This window comes from Micromonospora sp. CNZ285, assembly GCF_004637285.1.
This window is the reverse complement of the sequence record NZ_SPQD01000001.1, coordinates 5,452,057-5,471,031: the sequence shown is the minus strand read 5'-3', so window position 1 is coordinate 5,471,031 and position 18,975 is coordinate 5,452,057. Positions and strand designations below refer to the sequence as shown.

The 18,975-nt window shown below is 72.5% G+C and carries 21 protein-coding genes; 5 read left to right on the top strand and 16 right to left on the bottom strand.

Annotated elements, in window-relative coordinates:
- Positions 1 to 23 precede the first annotated feature (23 nt).
- The 3 genes from CLT75_RS24995 to CLT75_RS24985 are packed head-to-tail and all read left to right on the top strand — an operon-like array spanning position 24 to position 4,941.
- Complete coding sequence (locus tag CLT75_RS24995; RefSeq protein ID WP_135242718.1) at positions 24 to 1,559, top strand: 3' terminal RNA ribose 2'-O-methyltransferase Hen1; 1,536 nt, start codon at positions 24 to 26, stop codon at positions 1,557 to 1,559.
- Positions 1,556 to 4,072: a polynucleotide kinase-phosphatase gene (locus tag CLT75_RS24990; protein WP_135242717.1), complete on the top strand. Its 2,517-nt coding sequence runs from the start codon at positions 1,556 to 1,558 to the stop codon at positions 4,070 to 4,072. The genes CLT75_RS24995 and CLT75_RS24990 overlap by 4 nt, the downstream gene beginning before the upstream one ends.
- Positions 4,073 to 4,095: 23 nt before the next feature.
- Entirely contained in the window at positions 4,096 to 4,941 is an 846-nt protein-coding gene (locus tag CLT75_RS24985) for a VTT domain-containing protein (RefSeq protein WP_135242716.1), read from the top strand.
- Positions 4,942 to 5,116: 175 nt separating this feature from the next.
- Here the strand turns inward: CLT75_RS24985 and CLT75_RS24980 are convergent, their stop codons facing one another.
- From CLT75_RS24980 to CLT75_RS24905, 16 genes are all read right to left on the bottom strand, one after another.
- Complete coding sequence (locus CLT75_RS24980) at positions 5,117 to 5,494, bottom strand: ArsR/SmtB family transcription factor (RefSeq protein WP_007454255.1); 378 nt, start codon at positions 5,492 to 5,494, stop codon at positions 5,117 to 5,119.
- A 57-nt stretch (positions 5,495 to 5,551) separates the two neighbouring features.
- Entirely contained in the window at positions 5,552 to 6,091 is a 540-nt protein-coding gene (gene pyrE, locus CLT75_RS24975; RefSeq protein ID WP_135242715.1) for an orotate phosphoribosyltransferase, read from the bottom strand.
- Between the two features lie 154 nt (positions 6,092 to 6,245).
- Positions 6,246 to 7,055, bottom strand: coding sequence for an SDR family NAD(P)-dependent oxidoreductase (locus CLT75_RS24970; RefSeq protein WP_135242714.1), 810 nt, complete (start codon positions 7,053 to 7,055; stop codon positions 6,246 to 6,248).
- Entirely contained in the window at positions 7,052 to 7,780 is a 729-nt protein-coding gene (locus CLT75_RS24965) for a hypothetical protein (protein ID WP_135242713.1), read from the bottom strand. Before CLT75_RS24965 ends, CLT75_RS24970 begins: the two co-directional genes overlap by 4 nt.
- Positions 7,781 to 7,852: 72 nt before the next feature.
- Positions 7,853 to 8,608: a hypothetical protein gene (locus CLT75_RS24960; protein ID WP_135242712.1), complete on the bottom strand. Its 756-nt coding sequence runs from the start codon at positions 8,606 to 8,608 to the stop codon at positions 7,853 to 7,855.
- Positions 8,609 to 8,675: 67 nt separating this feature from the next.
- Positions 8,676 to 9,674: a hypothetical protein gene (locus tag CLT75_RS24955; protein ID WP_209310493.1), complete on the bottom strand. Its 999-nt coding sequence runs from the start codon at positions 9,672 to 9,674 to the stop codon at positions 8,676 to 8,678.
- A 67-nt stretch (positions 9,675 to 9,741) separates the two neighbouring features.
- Entirely contained in the window at positions 9,742 to 11,310 is a 1,569-nt protein-coding gene (locus CLT75_RS24950) for a polyamine aminopropyltransferase (protein WP_135242710.1), read from the bottom strand.
- Complete coding sequence (locus tag CLT75_RS24945; protein ID WP_135242709.1) at positions 11,307 to 12,080, bottom strand: hypothetical protein; 774 nt, start codon at positions 12,078 to 12,080, stop codon at positions 11,307 to 11,309. Before CLT75_RS24945 ends, CLT75_RS24950 begins: the two co-directional genes overlap by 4 nt.
- Positions 12,080 to 12,502, bottom strand: a complete 423-nt coding sequence (locus tag CLT75_RS24940) for a DUF350 domain-containing protein (protein ID WP_030269725.1) — start codon at positions 12,500 to 12,502, stop codon at positions 12,080 to 12,082. The genes CLT75_RS24945 and CLT75_RS24940 overlap by 1 nt, the downstream gene beginning before the upstream one ends.
- Before the next feature lie 31 nt (positions 12,503 to 12,533).
- Positions 12,534 to 12,959 carry a DUF4247 domain-containing protein gene (locus CLT75_RS24935; protein WP_135242708.1) on the bottom strand — a complete coding sequence of 142 codons (426 nt, stop codon included), beginning with the start codon at positions 12,957 to 12,959 and terminating at the stop codon, positions 12,534 to 12,536.
- Positions 12,956 to 13,450, bottom strand: a complete 495-nt coding sequence (locus CLT75_RS24930; protein WP_135242707.1) for a DUF2617 family protein — start codon at positions 13,448 to 13,450, stop codon at positions 12,956 to 12,958. The genes CLT75_RS24935 and CLT75_RS24930 overlap by 4 nt, the downstream gene beginning before the upstream one ends.
- Before the next feature lies 1 nt (position 13,451).
- Complete coding sequence (locus CLT75_RS24925) at positions 13,452 to 14,090, bottom strand: DUF4178 domain-containing protein (RefSeq protein ID WP_135242706.1); 639 nt, start codon at positions 14,088 to 14,090, stop codon at positions 13,452 to 13,454.
- Positions 14,091 to 14,171: 81 nt separating this feature from the next.
- Positions 14,172 to 14,552, bottom strand: a complete 381-nt coding sequence (locus CLT75_RS24920; RefSeq protein ID WP_135242705.1) for a hypothetical protein — start codon at positions 14,550 to 14,552, stop codon at positions 14,172 to 14,174.
- A gap of 145 nt (positions 14,553 to 14,697) precedes the next feature.
- On the bottom strand, positions 14,698 to 17,289 hold the full coding sequence (gene clpB, locus CLT75_RS24915) for an ATP-dependent chaperone ClpB (protein WP_135242704.1): 2,592 nt from the start codon (positions 17,287 to 17,289) through the stop codon (positions 14,698 to 14,700).
- A gap of 108 nt (positions 17,290 to 17,397) precedes the next feature.
- Positions 17,398 to 17,652: a hypothetical protein gene (locus tag CLT75_RS24910; protein ID WP_135242703.1), complete on the bottom strand. Its 255-nt coding sequence runs from the start codon at positions 17,650 to 17,652 to the stop codon at positions 17,398 to 17,400.
- On the bottom strand, positions 17,649 to 17,966 hold the full coding sequence (locus CLT75_RS24905) for a DivIVA domain-containing protein (protein WP_135242702.1): 318 nt from the start codon (positions 17,964 to 17,966) through the stop codon (positions 17,649 to 17,651). Before CLT75_RS24905 ends, CLT75_RS24910 begins: the two co-directional genes overlap by 4 nt.
- A gap of 205 nt (positions 17,967 to 18,171) precedes the next feature.
- On the opposite strand from CLT75_RS24905, the gene CLT75_RS24900 reads away from it, so the two are divergent.
- Together CLT75_RS24900 and CLT75_RS24895 are read left to right on the top strand one after the other, a co-directional pair.
- Positions 18,172 to 18,390 (top strand): winged helix-turn-helix domain-containing protein, encoded by a 219-nt coding sequence (locus CLT75_RS24900; RefSeq protein ID WP_121685715.1) that lies wholly within the window; start codon positions 18,172 to 18,174, stop codon positions 18,388 to 18,390.
- A gap of 81 nt (positions 18,391 to 18,471) precedes the next feature.
- Positions 18,472 to 18,972, top strand: coding sequence for a cation:proton antiporter regulatory subunit (locus CLT75_RS24895; protein WP_047892103.1), 501 nt, complete (start codon positions 18,472 to 18,474; stop codon positions 18,970 to 18,972).
- The last annotated feature ends 3 nt before the right edge of the window (positions 18,973 to 18,975 follow it).

Here is an 18,975-nt window from a genome sequence, read left to right as displayed (position 1 = left end):
ACAAACCAAGAGATCATCGACAAGTGCTACTGACCCTCACCACGACCCACCGCCCGGCGACCGACCTCGGCCACCTCCTGGTGAAGCATCCGGACCGCGTGCAGACCTTCGATCTGCCCGCCGGTGCCGCGCATGTGTTCTACCCGGAGGCGGACGAGGCGCGCTGCACGGCGGCGTTGCTGGTCGAGGTCGATCCGCTCAAGCTGGGCGGCGGCCGCCGGAACCGGGCGCCGGAGGGCTTCGCGCTCGGGCAGTACGTCAACGACCGCCCGTACGCCGCGTCGAGCCTGCTCTCGTCGGCGCTGGCGAAGGTGTTCCGCTCCGCCCTGCGCGGCGAGTCGCGCGATCGTCCCGAGCTGGCCGCGAGCGCGATCCCGCTGACCGTACGGGTGCCGGTGCTGCGCTGCCGGGGCGGCGCCGAGCTGGCGGTACGGATCTTCGCCCCGCTGGGCTGGACCGTGACGGCCACCCCGATCCCGCTCGACGAGACGTACCCGGAATGGGGTGACAGCCGCTACGTCGACCTGACGCTGACCGGCACGCTGCGGCTCGCGGACGCCCTCAACCACCTGTACGTGCTGCTGCCGGTACTGGACGACGCCAAGCACTACTGGGTGGCGCCGGACGAGGTGGACAAGCTGCTGCGCGCGGGTGCCGGCTGGCTGGCCGGGCACCCCGAGCGGGGCCTGATCACGCGCCGCTACCTGGCACACCGCCGGGCGCTCGCGGGCGAGGCGATGGCCCGCCTGACCGAGCTGCGGCTGGCCGACGAGCCGCCGGCCGACGACAGCATCGAGCCGTCGATCGGAGAGCCGGCCGAGTCGGGCGGCGGGGCCGGGACGGCGGAGGACGTCCGCCGCGCCTCCCTGGCGGTACGGCGGCGGGAGGCGGTGCTCGCCGCGCTGCGGGACAGCGGCGCGAGCCGGGTGCTGGACCTGGGCTGCGGGGGCGGCGCGCTGCTCACCGCGCTCGTCGCCGACCGGCGGTTCACCGAGGTGGTGGGCGTCGACGTGTCGGACCGGTCGCTCGGCATGGCGGCCCGGCGGCTGCGCCTGGATCGTCTTCCGGAGCGGCAGCGGGACCGGATCCGGCTGTGGCAGTCCGCGCTGACCTACCGGGACGACCGGCTCCGGGGGTACGACGCGGCGGTGCTGATGGAGGTCGTCGAGCACCTCGACCCGCCGCGCCTGCCGGCGCTGGAGGACGCGGTGTTCGGTCACGCCCGGCCGGGCACGGTGGTGGTGACCACCCCGAACGTCGAGTACAACGTGCGCTACGAGGGGCTCGCGCCGGGCCGGTTCCGGCACGCGGACCACAGGTTCGAGTGGACCCGGGCCGAGTTCGCCGCCTGGGTGGACCGGGTGGCGGCGACGCACGGCTACACGGCGGTACTCGGCGGCGTCGGCGACGACGACCCGGAGGTGGGCACGCCGACCCAGATGGCGGTGCTCACCCGCGCCGACCGCGACGAGAGCACCGGCCGGCGCGACCGGGCCGACCGGAGCGACAGCAACGACAGCACCACCGGCAACGACCGGAAGGAGGCGACGAACCGATGACCGTCCTGGACATCCCCGAGCTGGCACTGGTGGCGCTCGTCGGCGTCTCCGGTTCCGGCAAGTCCACGTTCGCCCGGCGGCACTTCGCGCCGAGCCAGGTGCTCTCCTCGGACACGTTCCGCGGCCTGGTGGCCGACGACGAGAACGACCAGTCCGCGTCCGCCGACGCGTTCGACGCGCTGCACCACGTCGCCGCCATCCGGCTGCGACGCGGCCTGCTCACCGTGGTCGACGCGACGAACCTCCAGCCGCACGCCCGCGCCGGGCTGATCCGGGTGGCCCGGGAGCACGACGTGCTGCCGGTGGCGATCGTGCTGGACGTGCCGGAGGCGGTGGCCTGGGAGCGTACGGAGGCGCGCGCCGATCGCACGCACGGTCGGCAGGTGCTCAACCGGATGCGACGCGACCTGCGGCAGTCGTACGGGCGGCTGGCCCGCGAGGGCTTCCGCAAGGTGCACGTACTGCGCGGGGTGGAGGAGATCGACGCCGCGGAGATCCGTTACGAGAAGCTGTTCAACGACCGGCGCGAGCTGACCGGTCCGTTCGACGTGGTCGGGGACGTGCACGGCTGCCGTACCGAGCTGGAGGCGCTGCTGTCCCGGCTCGGCTACGTGCTGCGACGCGACGACGCGGGCCGCCCGGTGGACGCGGCGCACCCGTCGGGGCGTACCGCGGTGTTCGTCGGTGATCTGGTGGACCGCGGCCCGGACTCGCCCGGCGTGCTCCGCCTGGTGATGGGCATGGTGGCGGCCGGCCACGCGATCTGCGTGCCGGGCAACCACGAGCAGAAGCTGCTGCGCAAGCTGCGCGGCCGGGACGTCCGGCTCACCCACGGCCTGGCCGAGACGATGGAGCAGCTCGCCGCCGAGCCGCCGGAGTTCGTCGCCGGGGTGGAGACGTTCATCGACGGCCTGGTCAGCCACTACGTGCTCGACGGCGGCCGGCTCGTGGTGGCGCACGCCGGGCTGAAGGAGGCGTACCACGGGCGGGCGTCCGGCCGGGTGCGGTCGTTCGCGCTCTACGGCGAGACCACAGGCGAGACCGACGAGTACGGCCTGCCGGTGCGCTACCCGTGGGCGCGGGACTACCGCGGCTCGGCGATGGTCGTGTACGGGCACACGCCGACGCCCGAGCCGGAGTGGGTGAACAACACCATCTGCCTGGACACCGGTTGCGTGTTCGGCGGGCAGCTCACCGCGCTGCGCTACCCGGAGAAGGAGCTGGTGGCCGTCCCGGCGGTGAAGGAGTGGTACGCCCCGGCCCGCCCACTGGTCCCGGTCACGCCGTCGCGGCCGGACACCGTGCTGGACCTGGCCGACGTGACCGGGCGACGGCACCTCACCCACGCGTACGGGTCGCTGACCGTGCCGGCCGAGAACGCCGCCGCCGCGCTGGAGGTGATGAGCCGGTTCGCGGTCGACCCGGGCCGGCTGGTGTGGCTGCCGCCGACCATGGCGCCCTGCTCCACGTCGACGGTGGACGGGTTCCTGGAGCACCCGGCCGAGGCGTTCGCCGACTACCGCGCGGCGGGCGTCGAGCGGGTGGTCTGCGAGGAGAAGCACATGGGCTCGCGAGCGGTGGTGCTCGTGGAGCGGGAGCCGGGCCGTTTCGGCGGCGGGGTGGTGCACACCCGTACCGGCAGGCCGTTCTTCGGCCCGCCGCTCGACGGCGAGTTGCTGGCCCGGGTGCGCGCGGCGGTCACCAGCGCCGGCCTCTGGGCCGAGCTGGGCACCGACTGGCTGCTGCTCGACGCCGAACTGCTGCCCTGGTCGGCGAAGGCGAGCGGGCTGATCCGCGAGCAGTACGCCGGGGTCGGCGCGGCCGGGCGGGCCGCGCTGCCGGCGGTGCTCGCCGCGCTGGACACCGCCGCCGGGCGCGGGATGCCGGTGGCCGGGCTGCGCGACCGGATGGCCGGGCGGGCCGCCGAGGTCACCGCCTACTCGGCTGCCTACCGGGCGTACGTCCGGCCGACGGACGGGCTGCGCGGGGTGACGCTGGCGCCGTTCGCGGTGCTGGCCGGGGCCGGGGTGAGCTACGCCGACCGCGACCACGGCTGGCACCTGGCGCTGGCCGACCGGCTCTGCGCCGCCGACCCGGAGTTCTTCACCCCGACCCGGCGCCGGGTGGTGGACCTGGCCGACGAGTCGGCGGTGGCCGACGCCACCGAGTGGTGGCTGGCGCTCACCGCGGCCGGCGGCGAGGGCATGGTGGTCAAGCCGTACGCGGGCCTGGCCGCCCGCTCGCCGAAGGGCTCGCTGCTCCAGCCGGGGATCAAGTGCCGCGGGCGGGAGTACCTGCGGATCATCTACGGTCCCGGGTACACCGAGGCGGGGCAGCTCGCCGCGTTGCGCCGCCGGTCGCTGGGACGCAAGCGCGGGCTCGCCCTGCGGGAACACGGCCTCGGCCTGGCCGCCCTGGACGCGCTGGCCGAGGACGCCCCGCTCTGGCGCCGCCACGAGCTGGTGTTCGCGATCCTCGCCTGCGAGTCCGAGCCGGTGGACCCCCGCCTCTGACGACGACGCCCGGTCCGGCCGATATGCCGGACCGGGCCGGGGTACCCTGTGTGGCCGTGGACACAGCAGAGAAGACCCGGATGTTCTCCGAGAGCGTGGCATTGAACCCGCTCGACCCGAAGGACCTCATCCACACCTTCGGCATGATCGGCGTCTGGGTGATCCTCTTCGCCGAGACGGGGCTGCTGGTCGGCTTCTTCTTCCCGGGTGACTCGCTGCTGTTCCTGGCCGGGGTGGCCGCCTCACCGGTGGCCGACGCCATCTTCGGCGACGGCACCCGCCTGTCCCTGGCCGGTCTGATGATCGGCGGTCCGATCTGCGCCATCGTCGGCGCCCAGCTCGGGCACTGGCTCGGCGCCCGGTACGGCCGCCGCATGTTCGAGAAGCCCAACTCCCGGCTGTTCAAGCGGGAGTACGTGGAGAAGGCGGAGTACTACTTCCAGAAGTTCGGCCCGGCGAAGGCCGTGGTGCTGGCCCGGTTCATCCCGATCGTGCGGACGTTCCTCAACCCGGTGGCCGGGGTGCTCGGCATGCCGGCCCGCCAGTTCTTCGTGTGGAACGTGGTGGGCGCGGTCCTCTGGGTGGACGGCATCCTGCTGGTCGGCTACCTGTTGGCCCGGCAGATCTACGACGCCATCGGCGACAAGATCGACAGGTACATCCTGCCGGTGGTCGCGCTGATCATCGTGATCTCGGTGCTGCCGATCTTCTTCGAGTTCCTCCGCGACCGGCGGGCCCGCAAGCGCGGCGAGGCGGTCGCCGTCATCACCGCGGCGACGATGGCCGGCGCTGTGGAGGCGGCCCGGGAGGGCATCGAGGAGCACCGCCCCGGGCACGGTGACGGGCACGGCGGTCAGCACCGCCGCTGAGCACGTCGTACGGACGCCGAAGGCCGGCCCTCGGACGAGGACCGGCCTTCGACATCACTGCTCCAGCCGGGTCACACGGACGACGACAGCCGTCACCGTGCGCTGATGGCGCCACCCCTCGCACGCCACCGGTCACCCGGTCGGGACGACCCTCGGTCGGGCCGGCCCGGAGGTTTCAGCGAGCCTTCTTCGTGGCCCGCTTCCGCGGCGGGGTGAGCAGATCCGCGATCGTGGCGATCGCGGACGGCACCAGCCGGTAGTACGCCCAGACCCCGCGCTTCTCCCGCTCCAGCAAGCCGGCCTCGGTGAGGATTCGCAGGTGGTGGCTGACCGTCGGCTGCGAGAGGCCGAGCGGCGCGGTGAGGTCACACACGCACGCCTCCCCCTCGGGAGCCGACTGGATCAGGCTGAGCAGCCGCAGCCGGGCGGGGTCCGCGAGGGCCTTGAGGACCCCCGCAAGCCGCTCGGCGTCGGCGCGTTCGATCGGCTCGCCGGCAAGCGGCGAGATCTGAGGCATGGTCATTTCAGCCAACGCAGTTCCCACGTATTCCATCCTTCCACCAGCAGCATCGATCCGCCTGCATATCAGCAGATCCGAATCGGCAAACTTTTACGCCACAAGGCCGAGGTCAGCCAACGTATAGGCCGCCCGATAGGGCAATCCGGCGGCTCGCACCGTGTCGCCGGCACCTCGATCAACAATAACCGCCACACCCACCACCTCGGCCCCCGCCTCACGCAATGCGTCGACCGCCGTCAACACACTTCCACCGGTGGTGGAGGTGTCCTCGACCGCGAGCACCCGCCGCCCGGAGACGTCCGGTCCCTCGATCCGGCGCTGGAGACCGTGAGCCTTGCCCTCCTTGCGGACCACGAAGGCGTCGACCGCGCGGCCGGTGCCCGCCGAGGCGTGCAGCATGGCGGCGGCCACCGGATCGGCGCCCAGGGTCAGGCCGCCGACCGCGTCGTACGCCCAGTCGGCGGTGAGGTCACGCATGACCCGACCGATCAACGGAGCCGCCTCGTGATGGAGCGTGACGCGGCGCAGGTCCACGTACCAGTCCGCCTCGCGGCCCGACGAGAGCACCACCCGGCCGTGCACCACAGCAAGGTCAGTGATGAATTTGCGCAGGTCGTCGTGGTCGCCCATGGCCCCAGAGCGTACTTCGCAAGTCTGAGCGCCGTGTTTCGGGTCCGCCCTGGTCAACCCTGCGGGCGACCGACGGGTGGCGATGAGCGGCTACGCTGTGCGACCGTCCATCCCGGCCGGCCACCGAACCGGCTCAGGTGCGTACCTCCGCCGGTCAGCCGCGCTGCCGGCCGACCGCACCGCGGGTGTCCCGCCGGAAGCCGCGCAGCAGACGCTTCGGCGCGTGCCGCAGCCCGGCCACCGCCACCTTGTACTTCCAGTCCGGGACACTCACGAACTTACCTTTATGCAGGTCAAGCAGCCCTTCAGCCACCACATCGTCGGCTCGCAGCCAGGCCCAGGCGGGCAGGCGCGACATGTCGATGCCCGCGCGTTCGTGAACTCCGGTTCGCGTGTAGCCGGGACAGAGCGCCATCACGCGCACACCCAGCGGCGCGACGGACTGGCCGATCGATTCACTGAAATTCGTCACCCACGCCTTGCTGGCCGAGTACGTGGATCCCGGCATGGGGACACCGAAGCCCGCAACGGAAGAGACATTTATCACTGCCCCGTGCCCACGTTCGGTCATCGGGCCCAGTGCGGCGTGGGTCAGACGCAGCACCGCGAGCACGTTGAGCCGCACCAGCCGCGCCTCGTCCGCCACCGACGACCGGACGAACGACGTGTTCAGACTGATGCCGGCGTTGTTGACGAGCAGCTCGATCGGCGTACCGGCGGTTAGCCGCTGTTCGACAGCCGCGCAGCCGTCCTCGGTGGACAGATCGGCGGCGATCGTCTCCACGGCACCGCCGTGCCGGCCGGTCAGCTCGGCCGCCAGCGCGTCGAGCCGGGCGGCGTCCCGGGCCACCAGGACGAGGTCCCAGCCGTCCGCGGCCAGCCGGCGGGCGAACGCCTCGCCGATGCCGAGACTGGCGCCGGTGACCAGGGCGCGGCGCCGGGAGGGGTCGGTGTCACCGGTCATCGGCGGTCCTCGGGAGGTGGCGGGAACCCACCCGGCGGCGTCGCGGGCGGGACGGACGGGGGCGGGTTCAGGCCGGGCGGCGGTCCCCAGGGTGTCGGCCCGGGGGCGGTCGCGCCGGACACCGTCGCGCCGTAGCCGGACAGCCGCAGCGGTGCGGTACGGCGGCGCAGGAACGCGCCGGACGGCGGCAGCGTGAGCAGCACGGCGACCACCAGGTAGCCGAGGATCTGCGCCACCGACAGCGTCGCGTTCACCGGGATCCACCAGGACGGGTAGGCGTCCCCGACGAGGCCCAGCAGCTCGGCGGTGATCCGGTCGTCCGCGCCGAGCCGCAGCGGGGCGGCGCGCTGGCCGACCAGCACCGCCAGCCCGCAGCAACCGCAGAGCAGGCCGGTCCCGGCGACCACCCAGGTCGCCGTGCGGGCGCCGGACCGGCCGGCGAGCAGGCCGAGCGCGAGCCCGACGAGCAGCAGCCCGGCGAGCACGCCGACCACGGCGGCCAGCACTGTGGAGCCGCGCAGCAGGCCGGCCACCTGGTCGATGTCGCCACCGCTTGCGCCGGTCCGTTCCGCCGCCGCGTCCCGGAACCGGTCCACCGTGCCGCCGCCGACGGCCAGGTTGACCACCGCGTACGCCACGGCGCCCACAGCCATCGCCAGCAGCAGCGCCGCCGCGGCGACGACGGTGCCCGGCCGGCGGGGTGCGGCCCGTTCGGGGTACGACACGACTGATCCCTCCGGTAGGCGTCGGCTTGCAACCTACTCGGAGGGATCGTCGGCGTCGCTGCAATCCGGACGTCAACTTCCGGATGGCGGCTCCGGATCGCGGCGCTCACCCGGCTGACCGCCCGGCGCGGACGGCGGCTGACCACCGGGCGCCGACGGCGGCGTGCCGGGAGCCGGCGGGTACGACGGGTACGCCGGGTCGCCCGACTGGCCCGGGTGCGACGGGTACGCCGGGTAGGCGCCACCGGGCACCGGGGGCTCCCAACCGGCCTTGGGCTTGCGGAAGAACTCGTTCGCCTGCGGCAGCGCCAGCAGGATCAGCGCGGCCAGCAGGGCGAGCAGCGCGACCAGACCCAGCAGCAGGTTGACCGGGGTGTACCAGGACGGCAGCGCGTCCTCCAGCCGGCGCTGGATCTCCTCCGAGCTGGGCACGTCACCGGTGGTGTTGCCGCCGCCCGTCATGCCGCCGCCGAGACCGGTCAGCAGCCCGCCGCCGGTGCAGCAGAACAGGATGCCGCCCAGCACCCAGGTGGTGATCCGGGAGCCGTTCTTGCCCCGGTTGTTCAACAGCGCGAGGACGACGAGGCCGGCCGCGATCACCAGCGACAGGATCGCCGTGATGATGCTGAACGCGTACGCGATGTCGGCGGCCGACTCGGCCGAGGTGCCGGCGTACGCGTCGGCGAGAACATCGCGGATCTTGCCGACGACGGACAGCGCCACGATCAGGTTCAGCACCTGGATCGCGGCGACGAGGATGAGCAGCCAACTGGAGAGCGTCACCACGCCGGGACGCGTGCGAGGCGGGGTGCCCGAAGCATCGACCATGATTCTCCCTTCCTGGACCAGATGCCCACCGTAGCGATCTTCGACCAGCTCAGCACGCCGGAATGGCTCACCTCTCGGCGGCGCGCCGCAACCGGCGGTGCTCGGCGGTGACCACGCCGAGCAGCGCGAGATCGAGCGCGACCGCGGCGACGGCGCCGAACTGGTTCACCGTGAAGTTGAAGACCTGGCCGAACAGCAGGTCGACGAGCAGCGCCAGCTTGAACAGGCGGAACGCCTCGGCCCGGTCGCGGCGCAGCAGCCAGGCGGCCCACAGGCCGAGCACGGCGGTGATCAGCGCGCTGACGCTGACGCCCAGAATCGCGCCCCACTCCCGTTCCTGGCCCAGGTGCCCGGTCACGCCGTCGAGGAACACCGCCAGCACGGTGAGGACCGGCTCCACCACCAGGTAGACCACCACCGGCCAGATGAGCCAGCGGCGGCCGGCCGCCCAGACGGCGAGGCGCCGGGCCCGGTCCGCCGCCCGCTGCCAGAGCGGCACCGGCGGTGGTTCCCGGCGGGGCACCGCGTCCAGCAGGTGCGCCACCGCCGTCTGGGTGGCCGGGCCGGTGCCCTGCACGAGCCGCAGCACGGCGGCTCGTCGGCGGTCGGTCAGCCCGCCCGGCAGGCCGCTGAGCACCATGTCCAGCGCGTTGGCGGTGCGCTCGGCGGGGGTCAGCCGGGACCGGCCGGTGCGTCCGCGTACCGCCTGGGTGAGCAGGACCAGCAGCGCGAACGCGACGTAGATGATGGCGGCGGCGGGGGCGTAGAAGTAGTCGGTGCCGGTGGTGACGAACTTGCCCACCTCGTCGATGAACAACCCGAACCCGATGCCGCCGACCACCGCCCCGCCGATGCGGGCGCCGCGCCCGAGGAAGACGAGCGGGATGCCCAGGCCGACGGCGAGCAGCAGGCCGCCCCAGAGCACGTGCGCGATGTGCAGCCCGCCGCCGCCGAGCTGCGGATAGCCGGTGGCCTCCAGGTACGCCCGTACGGCCAGCACGGTGACCACGCCGGAGAGCACGAACGCCTGGAGGGAGGACGCCGCCTCGATCGCCCGGGTCGGCAGCCGGCGGACCAGCCAGCCGATCCCCGGTCGGTGGCGCGACGACGATTCGGGTGGCATGTCCCGAAACCTAGTAGCCGCGCCACTCCTCGCGGGCGTAGTCCAGCACCCTCGGGCGCAACAGCGTGGAGGCCGGTACCTCGATCCGGGCCCGGTCGGCGGGGAACGTGCCGGCGGCGGCCAGCACCGCCGGGGTGAGGAACCGCAGCGGCGGCGGATCGTCCGGCAGCGCCAGTTCGGGCGCGACGTCACCCGGCGCGGCGAGCACGAACCCCCAGTCGCCGAAGCTCGGCACGTCGACGTGGTACGGCACGGTGGCGAAGCCCGCCTCGCGGATCGACCGTTCGATCGACCAGTACGACCGGGGCGCGAAGTAGGGCGACCCGGACTGCACGACGAGCCGCCCGCCGGGGGCCAGCACCGGCCGGATCAGCGTGTAGAACTCGATCGTGTAGAGCTTCGCGGTGGCCGTCTCGTCCGGGTCGGGCAGGTCGGCGATCACCACGTCGAAGCGGTCCGTGGCGGTACGCAGCCACGCGAACGCGTCCAGGTTGAGCACCCGCACCCGGGGGTCGGTGAGCGACTCCCGGTTCAGCTCGCGCAGCTGCGGCTCGCGGCGGGCCAGCTCCACCACCGCCGGGTCGAGGTCGACGAGCGTCACCGAGCGCACGTCCGGGTACTTGAGGAGTTCCCGCGCGGCCAGCCCGTCCCCGGCGCCGAGCACCAGCACGTCGCCGTGCGCGCCGCGCATCGCCGGGTGCACGAGCGCCTCGTGGTAGCGGTACTCGTCGATCGAGCTGAACTGGAGGTCGCCGTTGAGGAACAGCCGCAGGTCGGTGTCGGAGTGGCCGGGCTCGCGCACCGAACGGGTCAGCACGATCTCCTGGTAGCGGCTGCGCTCGGCGTGCACCACCGGGTCGCGGTAGAGCTGCTGACGCGCGGTCACCTCGAAGTCGTGGGCGGTCACCCAGGCGTACCCGAGGAGCAGGCCGACCACGACGGTGGCCGCGCCCAGCGCGGCCCGCGCCCGGCGGCCGAGTTCGGCGCGGAACACGGTGAAGACGAGCACCACACCGGCGACCGCGTTCACCGCGCCCACCACGAGCGCACCCTTGAGCTGGCCGAAGACCGGGATCAGCAGGAACGGGAACGCCAGCCCGCCGAGCAGCGCGCCCACGTAGTCGGCGGCGAACAGGTCGGCCACCGCGCTGCCCGCCGACTGCTCCCGGATGCGTTGCAGCATCACCATCAGCAGCGGGATCTCCGCGCCGATCAGCAGGCCGAGCACGAACGCGGTGCCGACGAGCGCCGGGCCGTACAGGTCGAGCCAGGCGAACGCGGCGTAGAGGCCGAGCACGGACAGGCCGCCGAGCAGCGCCAGCGTCAGCTCGATCACCGCGAACGAGACCACCGCCCGGGACTGCAACGGCTTCGCCACCAGCGCGCCGACGCCCATCGCGAAGACCATCACGCCGAGCACGATCGACGCCTGGCCGACCGTGTCGCCGATCAGGTAGCTGCCGAGCGCGACCAGCGCCAGCTCGTACACCAGGCCGCAGGCCGCGCACACGAAGACCGCGAGCAGGACCGCCGAGCGGGCCAGGCGCCACCGCGGCCGTGCGGCCACGTCGGTGGTCACCGTCTGCTCCGGGTACGTCCGGCGGCTCCCGCCCCGGCGCGCTGCGCGGGCACCCGTCCCCGGTGGTTGCGGCGCTGGCGCACGCCCACCGCGAGGAACAGCGCGGCGAGCAGGAACAGGCCGACCGAGCTGAGGACGTAGATCCAGCGGTCCCGCCAGAAGTCGTTCCCGGCGTCCGGCAGCGGTGCGGCGACTGTCGACGGCGCGGCGGTGGGCGTCGCGGCCGGCTCGGCGAGCCCGCGCTCGGCGGCGAGCAGCGGCAGGATCGTGGCGGCCCGGGTGACGGCCCAGCCCGGGTCGTCGACGAACGCGTCCTCGTTCAGCCCGAAGCGGCCCAGCCGGGTCTCGATCGCGGCGAGGTCGGCGAACTCGATGTCGTCCGAGCCCTTGATCCGGATCGTGGCGGAGTCCTCCGACTCGCTGCTCGACGAGGTGTACCTGACGTTCGCGGAGATGGCGATCCAGCGCGTGCAGCCCGGCGCGTCGATGACTGTGGTGCCGTCGCCGAGGTTGGAGCCGACGCTCACCTCGTCGTACACGTCGAGCAGTTCCCAGCCGTAGCAGATGCCCTGGCTGTCGGCGGCCGCCTTGAGGATCGGCACGGTGCCGGAACGCTCGTCGGCCGCCGGGGCGGGGACGGAGGTGTCCGAGTCGCCGCTGAACGCGCCGATGGCGCAGACGACCACCACGACCCCGACGACCAGGGACCAGATCACCGTCTGGGTGCGCTTGTCCTTCCCCACCGGGTGCTTGGTGGGCTTGCCGCTCATCAGATGATCGCGGCCGCGATGATCGCACCGGTGGCGAGGTGCACGGTGGCGGAGACCCACACCGCCGGGTGCGGCTCCGGGTCGACGAGCAGCTCACCGAGCTTGCCCGGGGTGGCCACGTCGAGCAGCACGAACGCCGCCGCCATGATCACCAGACCGAGGATGCCGTACGCGGCTGCGCCGACCAGCCCCAGCGTGAAGTCGTCGTCGCTGGCGACGATCGCGGCGACCACGATCGTGCCCACCCCGAGCAGGTTGGACGAGAGCAGCAGCGCCGCGTTGCGGTTGCGCTCGGTCCAGATCAGCTCGTGGAGCTTGCCGGGGGTGGCCAGGTCGACCAGGACGTAGCCGATCGCCATCAGGACGACGCCGACCGCGCCGTAGGCGAGGGTGACCAGCAGGTCGGTGACGAGATGCTGCACAGGAGACTCCAGGGTGAGGGGGTCGGAGGGGCTACTTGCCGGAACCGGGGCCGCCGCCCCGGACCGTGCTGCCTCGGCCCCAGCCCCAGCTGTTGCCGACGACGCTGTGGTACCGGGGGTAGGCGGTGGTCATCCGCTCCAGCAGGATCACCGAGCCGACGGCGAGCGGGAGGATCACCACCGAGTCGTCGTCGTAGCGCAGGTAGACGCCGCTGCCGTCGACGTACTGGTCGGCTGGCTTCCAGGCGTCGGTGATCTGCTTGGACACGTCGCTCGGCGCCTTGTTCGAGGTGTACGCGATCGCGTTCGAGCCGATGTCCCGCCCGGTGGCGCGGGAGAAGTTGTCCTCCACGTAGCCGCGGGGCGAGAAGTTGCCGTAGAAGATCGTGAAGGCGGCGATGAGCGCGCCGATGACGGCGACCGCCACGCCCACCACGAACCACCGTCGGTACGTCACAGCTCCTCCACCACCGTCTCGGTCAGGACCAGCTCGTTCGTCTGCGGGTAGGCGTGCCAGGTGCGCCAGGCGAGCGCGCCGTCCGGCGGGCGGGGGCGGACGGAGAGCGCGGTGACCGCGTCCTCGTCGCCGGGGAAGACGCCGATCAGCGCGTACGGGTCCTCGGCCAGTTCGGCGCGCAGCGCCGCGACCCGGGTGCGCAGGCCGTCGCCCTCCGGCCGGAGCACTGTGGCGAGGAACCGGTAGCCGGCCGTCTCGTCGTGCAGCGTGCCGGGCAGGTGCGGCGGGCGGCCGGGCAGGCAGGCGACCGTCTCGGTGAGCGTGCCGAGCACGACCTGGTGGGAGGCGCCGAGCAGGCGCAGCCGCAGCCGGGGCAGGCCGGGCAGGTCGATGTCGCGCACTGCGAGCGCCGGCAGTTCCGGGCCGCCCAGGGCCAGGCTCAGATCGGCGGCGCTGGTGTCGACGTAGGGCGCGTCGAGACAGACGAGCACGTCAGCGCACCGTCTCCGGGCCGCCCTGCGGGTAGATCATCACCTCGGCGCGGCGCAGCTCCTCGCCGAGGTTGACCTCCCAGCCGGCCTCCCCGTACGCCTCGAACGACAGCCGCGCGCCGCCGGGCGCCTGGTAGTCGTAGTAGCGCATGGTGCCGTGCGGGTCGAGGCCGGTGCCCTCGGTCGCGGTGTACCGGGCCTGGCCCGACTCGTCCCAGTTGTAGCGGCGGCCGGCGATCTCCAGCGTCGGGGCGCCAGGCGTGACGGTGGCTCCCGGCTCGCTGGTCCAGAGCACCATCTCCAGGTCCGGGTCGGTCTCCACGGAGAGCCAGCGCTTCACGCCGCCCGCGTCGTCGAGCAGGTGCTCCGCCCAGCTCCACCCGCCCTCGACCAGGTGCACCGAGCCGCGCACGGTGTACGGCACCGTGCGGATCTCGACGATGTCGCCGGGCTTGAGCGCGCGCGGGTCACCCCGCAGCGCGTCGGCGTCCCGGTCCCGGAACGGGTCACCCGGCGCCGCCTTCGTCTTCGGGCGCGACGCCGATCGGGACTTCCGTACCGCGATGACGGCGATCACCACACCGGCCACCCCGACCAGGCACCCCAGCGTGGTCACCACGTACGCCAACGAACCGTTCACGACCGCCTCCCCCAACGTGCTCGGCGGGAACGGTAACAACCGCACGCACGCCTTCTGAAGTCCTGTTCGCTGAGTGTGCGCTCAGCTACCTTCGGCACCGGCGAGCCGGTCGGCGGCATATTCGCCCAGCGTGGCGCGGCCCATGAGGCAGCCGGAGAACGTGGTGAACTCGCCGTCGTCGCCGCGCAGCCGCGCCCAGGCGTCCCGCCCGGCGGCCGGGTCGACAGCCTCCAGCAACGTCGCCGCGTACGCCCGGCCGGCCGGCGAACCCTTGCGGAGCAACCTGTCGACCCGCTTACGGGCCGCCTCCGGGTGCTCCCGCAGTCCCTGTTCCAGCGTCCGGTACGCCTCGGTCGCGGGCAGGATCTGCCCCGCCAGCCCCACCCCGCCGAAGGCGAGGGTGTCCGCACCGTCGAGTTCCCGCGCCGCCTCGTCCAGTTCCCGTTCCCAGCTCCCGCTCATGCCCCACTATGTGCCCACCCCACCAACCCCTCACCCCTCCCACTCCCCGCCACCCGTCCGGGCCCTCCTCAACGCCAGGTTCGGACGGGGGCGGGGACGGGGAAGGCCCGGCCGGGACGGCCGGGCCTTCGCGGGGTGGTGCGGGTCAGGCGGCGGTGACCGCCAGGGACTCCTTGGAGTCGGACAGGTCGACACGGACCGTGTCGCCGTCGCGGATCTCGCCGGCCAGCAGCGCCTTCGCGAGCTGGTCGCCGATCGCCGACTGCACCAGCCGGCGCAGCGGGCGGGCACCGTAGATCGGGTCGTACCCGTGCTCGGCCAGCCAGGTGCGCGCGGAGTCGCTGACGTCCAGTGCCAACCGGCGGTCCGCAAGACGGGTTCGCATCCGGTCGAGCTGGATGTCCACGATCGACCGCAGGTCCTCGCCCTGGAGCGCGGCGAACACCACGATGTCGTCGAGCCGGTTGAGGAACTCCGGCTTGAAGTGCGACCGGACCACCGCGAGCACACCCTCCCGGCGCTCGTTCTCGGTGAGCGTCAGGTCGCTGATCACCGACGAGCCCAGGTTCGAGGTGAGGATCAGGATCGCGTTGCGGAAGTCCACGGTACGGCCCTGACCGTCGGTGAGCCGGCCGTCGTCGAGCACCTGGAGCAGCACGTCGAAGACGTCCGGGTGGGCCTTCTCCACCTCGTCCAGCAGGATCACCGAGTACGGCCGGCGGCGTACCGCCTCGGTGAGCTGGCCGCCCTCCTCGTAGCCGACGTACCCGGGCGGGGCACCGACCAGGCGGGCCACCGAGTGCTTCTCGCCGTACTCGCTCATGTCGATGCGGACCATGGCCCGCTCGTCGTCGAAGAGGAACTCGGCGAGCGCCTTTGCGAGCTCGGTCTTGCCGACGCCGGTCGGGCCGAGGAACAGGAAGCTGCCGGTCGGGCGGTCCGGGTCGGCGACGCCGGCCCGGGCGCGGCGTACCGCGTCGGAGACCGCGCCCACCGCCTCGGCCTGGCCGACCACACGGCCGCGCAGCGACTCCTCCATCCGCAGCAGCTTGGCGGTCTCGCCTTCGAGCAGCCGCCCGGCGGGGATGCCGGTCCAGGAGGCGACCACGGCGGCGATGTCGTCCGCGCCGACCTCCTCCTTGAGCATCGCGCCGTCGGCCTGGAGCCGGGCCAGTTCCTCCTCGGCCTGCTTCAGCTCGGTTCGCAGCGCGGGGATCCGGCCGTACCGCAGCTCGGCGGCGCGTTCCAGCTCGCCGTCGCGCTCGGCCCGCTCGGCCTCGCCGCCGAGGCGCTCCAGCTCCTCCTTGGCGGTGGAGAGCTTGGTGATGTGGCTCTTCTCGGTCTGCCAGCGCTCGGACAGCGCGGTGAGCTGCTCGCGCTTGTCGGCCAGTTCCTTGCGCAGCCGCTCCAGACGCTCGGCGGACGCCGCGTCCGGCTCCTTTGCGAGCGCCATCTCCTCGATCTCCAGCCGGCGTACCGCCCGCTCGATCTCGTCCACCTCGACCGGCCGCGAGTCGATCTCCATGCGCAGCCGGGACGCCGACTCGTCCACCAGGTCGATCGCCTTGTCCGGCAGGAACCGGTCGGTGATGTACCGGTCGGAGAGCGCGGCGGCGGCGACGAGCGCGGCGTCGGTGATCCGTACGCCGTGGTGCACCTCGTAGCGTTCCTTGAGCCCTCGCAGGATGCCGATGGTGTCCTCGATCGTCGGCTCGCCGACCAGCACCGGCTGGAAGCGGCGCTCCAGGGCCGGGTCCTTCTCGATGTGCTCGCGGTACTCGTCGAGCGTGGTCGCGCCGACCATCCGCAGCTCGCCGCGGGCCAGCATCGGCTTGAGCATGTTGCCGGCGTCCATCGAGCCCTCGCCCTTGCCGGCGCCGACCACCGTGTGCAGCTCGTCCAGGAAGGTGATGACCTTGCCGTCGGAGTTCTTGATCTCCTCCAGCACGGACTTCAGCCGCTCCTCGAACTGACCGCGGTAGGACGCGCCGGCGACCATCGCGCCGAGGTCGAGCGAGACGAGCTTCTTGTCCCGCAGCGACTCCGGCACGTCGCCGGCCACGATGCGCTGGGCCAGGCCCTCCACGATCGCGGTCTTGCCGACGCCCGGCTCGCCGATCAGCACCGGGTTGTTCTTGGTACGCCGGGACAGCACCTGGATCACCCGGCGGATCTCCGAGTCCCGGCCGATCACCGGGTCGATCTTGCCGTCGCGGGCGCTGGCGGTGAGGTCCACGCCGTACTTGGCGAGGGCCTGGTAGGTCTGCTCCGGGTCGGCGGTGGTGACCCGGCGGTCGCCGCCCCGGACGGTCGGGAACGCGGCGACGAGGTTCTCCTCGGTGGCGCCGGAGTTCTTCAGCGCTACCGAGACCGCGCCGCCGACCCGGGCCAGCCCGGCCAGCAGGTGCTCGGTGGAGGTGTACTCGTCGCCCAGCGGCCGCGCGATCTGCTCGGCGGCGCCGATGGCGTTGACGAACTCGCGGGCCAGGGTCGGCTCGGCGATGCTCGACCCGCGGGCGGCGGGCAGCGCGTCGACCGAGCGCTGGGCGACGCGGCGCAGCTCGGCGGGGTCGGCCCCGACGGCGCGCAGCAGGCCCGCGGCGGTCGAGCCCTCGGTGTCCAGCAGTGACAGCAGCAGGTGCCAGGGCTCCACGGTGGCGTGACCGCGCTGGTTCGCCAGCGCGACGGCACCGGTGATGGCTTCGCGGCTCTTGGTGGTGAGACGTTCCGTGTTCATGGGCTCCCCCGGATCGGCGTGTCCACTGGACATGACACAACCAGAGTTGAGTCTATTCCGCTCAACCCCACCCCTGTGACCTGAGTCACCGTCCTCCGGCCCGGCCGGTCAGCGACGTGGAAGGCGCGCGAGGCAAGAGGTCTCGTGGTCGGCGCGCAGCACGCAACGCCGGCCGCCGTCCAGCTTGCGGTCGCAGAACACCCAATGACGTACGGCCTGGTCGTCCTCGGCCGACACGGTGATCCCGCCCAGCTCCACCACCGCGAGGAACGCCAACGCCCGCCCGGCCGTACGACCGAGCATCTTCGCCCGGGTCAGATCGGCCGCGCACACCGGCAGATGGATCACGTACCGCCCGGTCACGGCCGCCCGGCCAGGTCACGCATCGACGGAGCCTGCCGGGACTGCCACTCGCGCAACGCGCTCTTGATCCGGGCCGTCTCCTCACAGCTCCGGGCGACTTCGGCGTACGCGGCGGCGAGGTCCCCGGCGACGCGATCGAGGAACGCCGCGACCTCGGCCGGGTCCAGCCCTCGACGGCACGTCGCGAAGCGGTGGCCCCGCACCTGCCAGGGTCGGAGCGGAAGGTACGACGCGGAGCGGTACGCGCCGACCGGCGCGGAGTTGGGCGGGCCCACCTTCCGCCGCTTCGGACGTATTCGCAGGAGATTGCGCACGACACTGTCCCTTCTCGCGGAGGACGGGGGTCGGGACGAGCCACGGGGGATGCCCGCCCCGACCCGGGAAAGCTCCAGGTGCCATCCGGGAGCGTTCGTCAGCAACCTACAATCGGTACCAGTCGTAGGTCAACGACCGACCCACAATTGCTTGAGGTTGGAGGTGGTTGCATGGTCGAATGGGCGTGCCATCCGGGGAGTGTGTATGCCCAAGCAGCAGTACCAAGTGCTCGCAGACGAACTGAAGAGCAAGATCGATTCGGGAGAGTGGCCACCCGGCACCAAGCTGCCGAGCCGCGCCCAACTGTGCAAGGAATACGGCGTCTCCGACACCGTCGTCGGCAAGGCGATGATGATCCTGCGCGCGACCGGCCTCACCGAAACGCTCGAAGGCGTCGGCGTGTTCGTAGCCGAACGGGACTAGACGAGCCGCCCGAGCCGCATCGACCAGTCTGTGGTTCGGCCCCGGAAACAGCACGTGCGCGCCCGGAGTAGCCTCACCCGCGTGCGAGTACGTGTCGAACAGACCGCCCTGCCCGGGATCGGCGTACGTCATGATCTGATGACGGAGTCCGGCCGCCGGCTCGGTGTGGTCTCCCACCGCAATGGCCGTCGCGACCTGGTCCTCTACGACCCGGACGATCCCGACTCCTGCCAACATGACATACCCCTGACCGACGACGAGGCGGAGGCGCTCGCCGACATCCTCGGCGCGTCGCTGATGCTGGGTCAGCTCTCCGGGCTGCGCGAGCAGGCCGCCGGGCTGCTGACCGAGCAGATCGCCATCCCGGCGGGGTCGAAGTACGTCGGCAGGCGGCTCGCGGACACCAAGGCACGCACCCGGACCAGCGCGTCGATCGTGGCCGTGCTGCGTCAGGGCGCCGTGAACGTCTCGCCCGATCCCACCTTCCGGTTCGAAGCCGGCGACGTGGTCGTCGTGGTCGGTACCCGTCAGGGGCTCGACGGCGTGACCGCGATCCTCGCCGAGACCGATCCGGACGGCTGACGC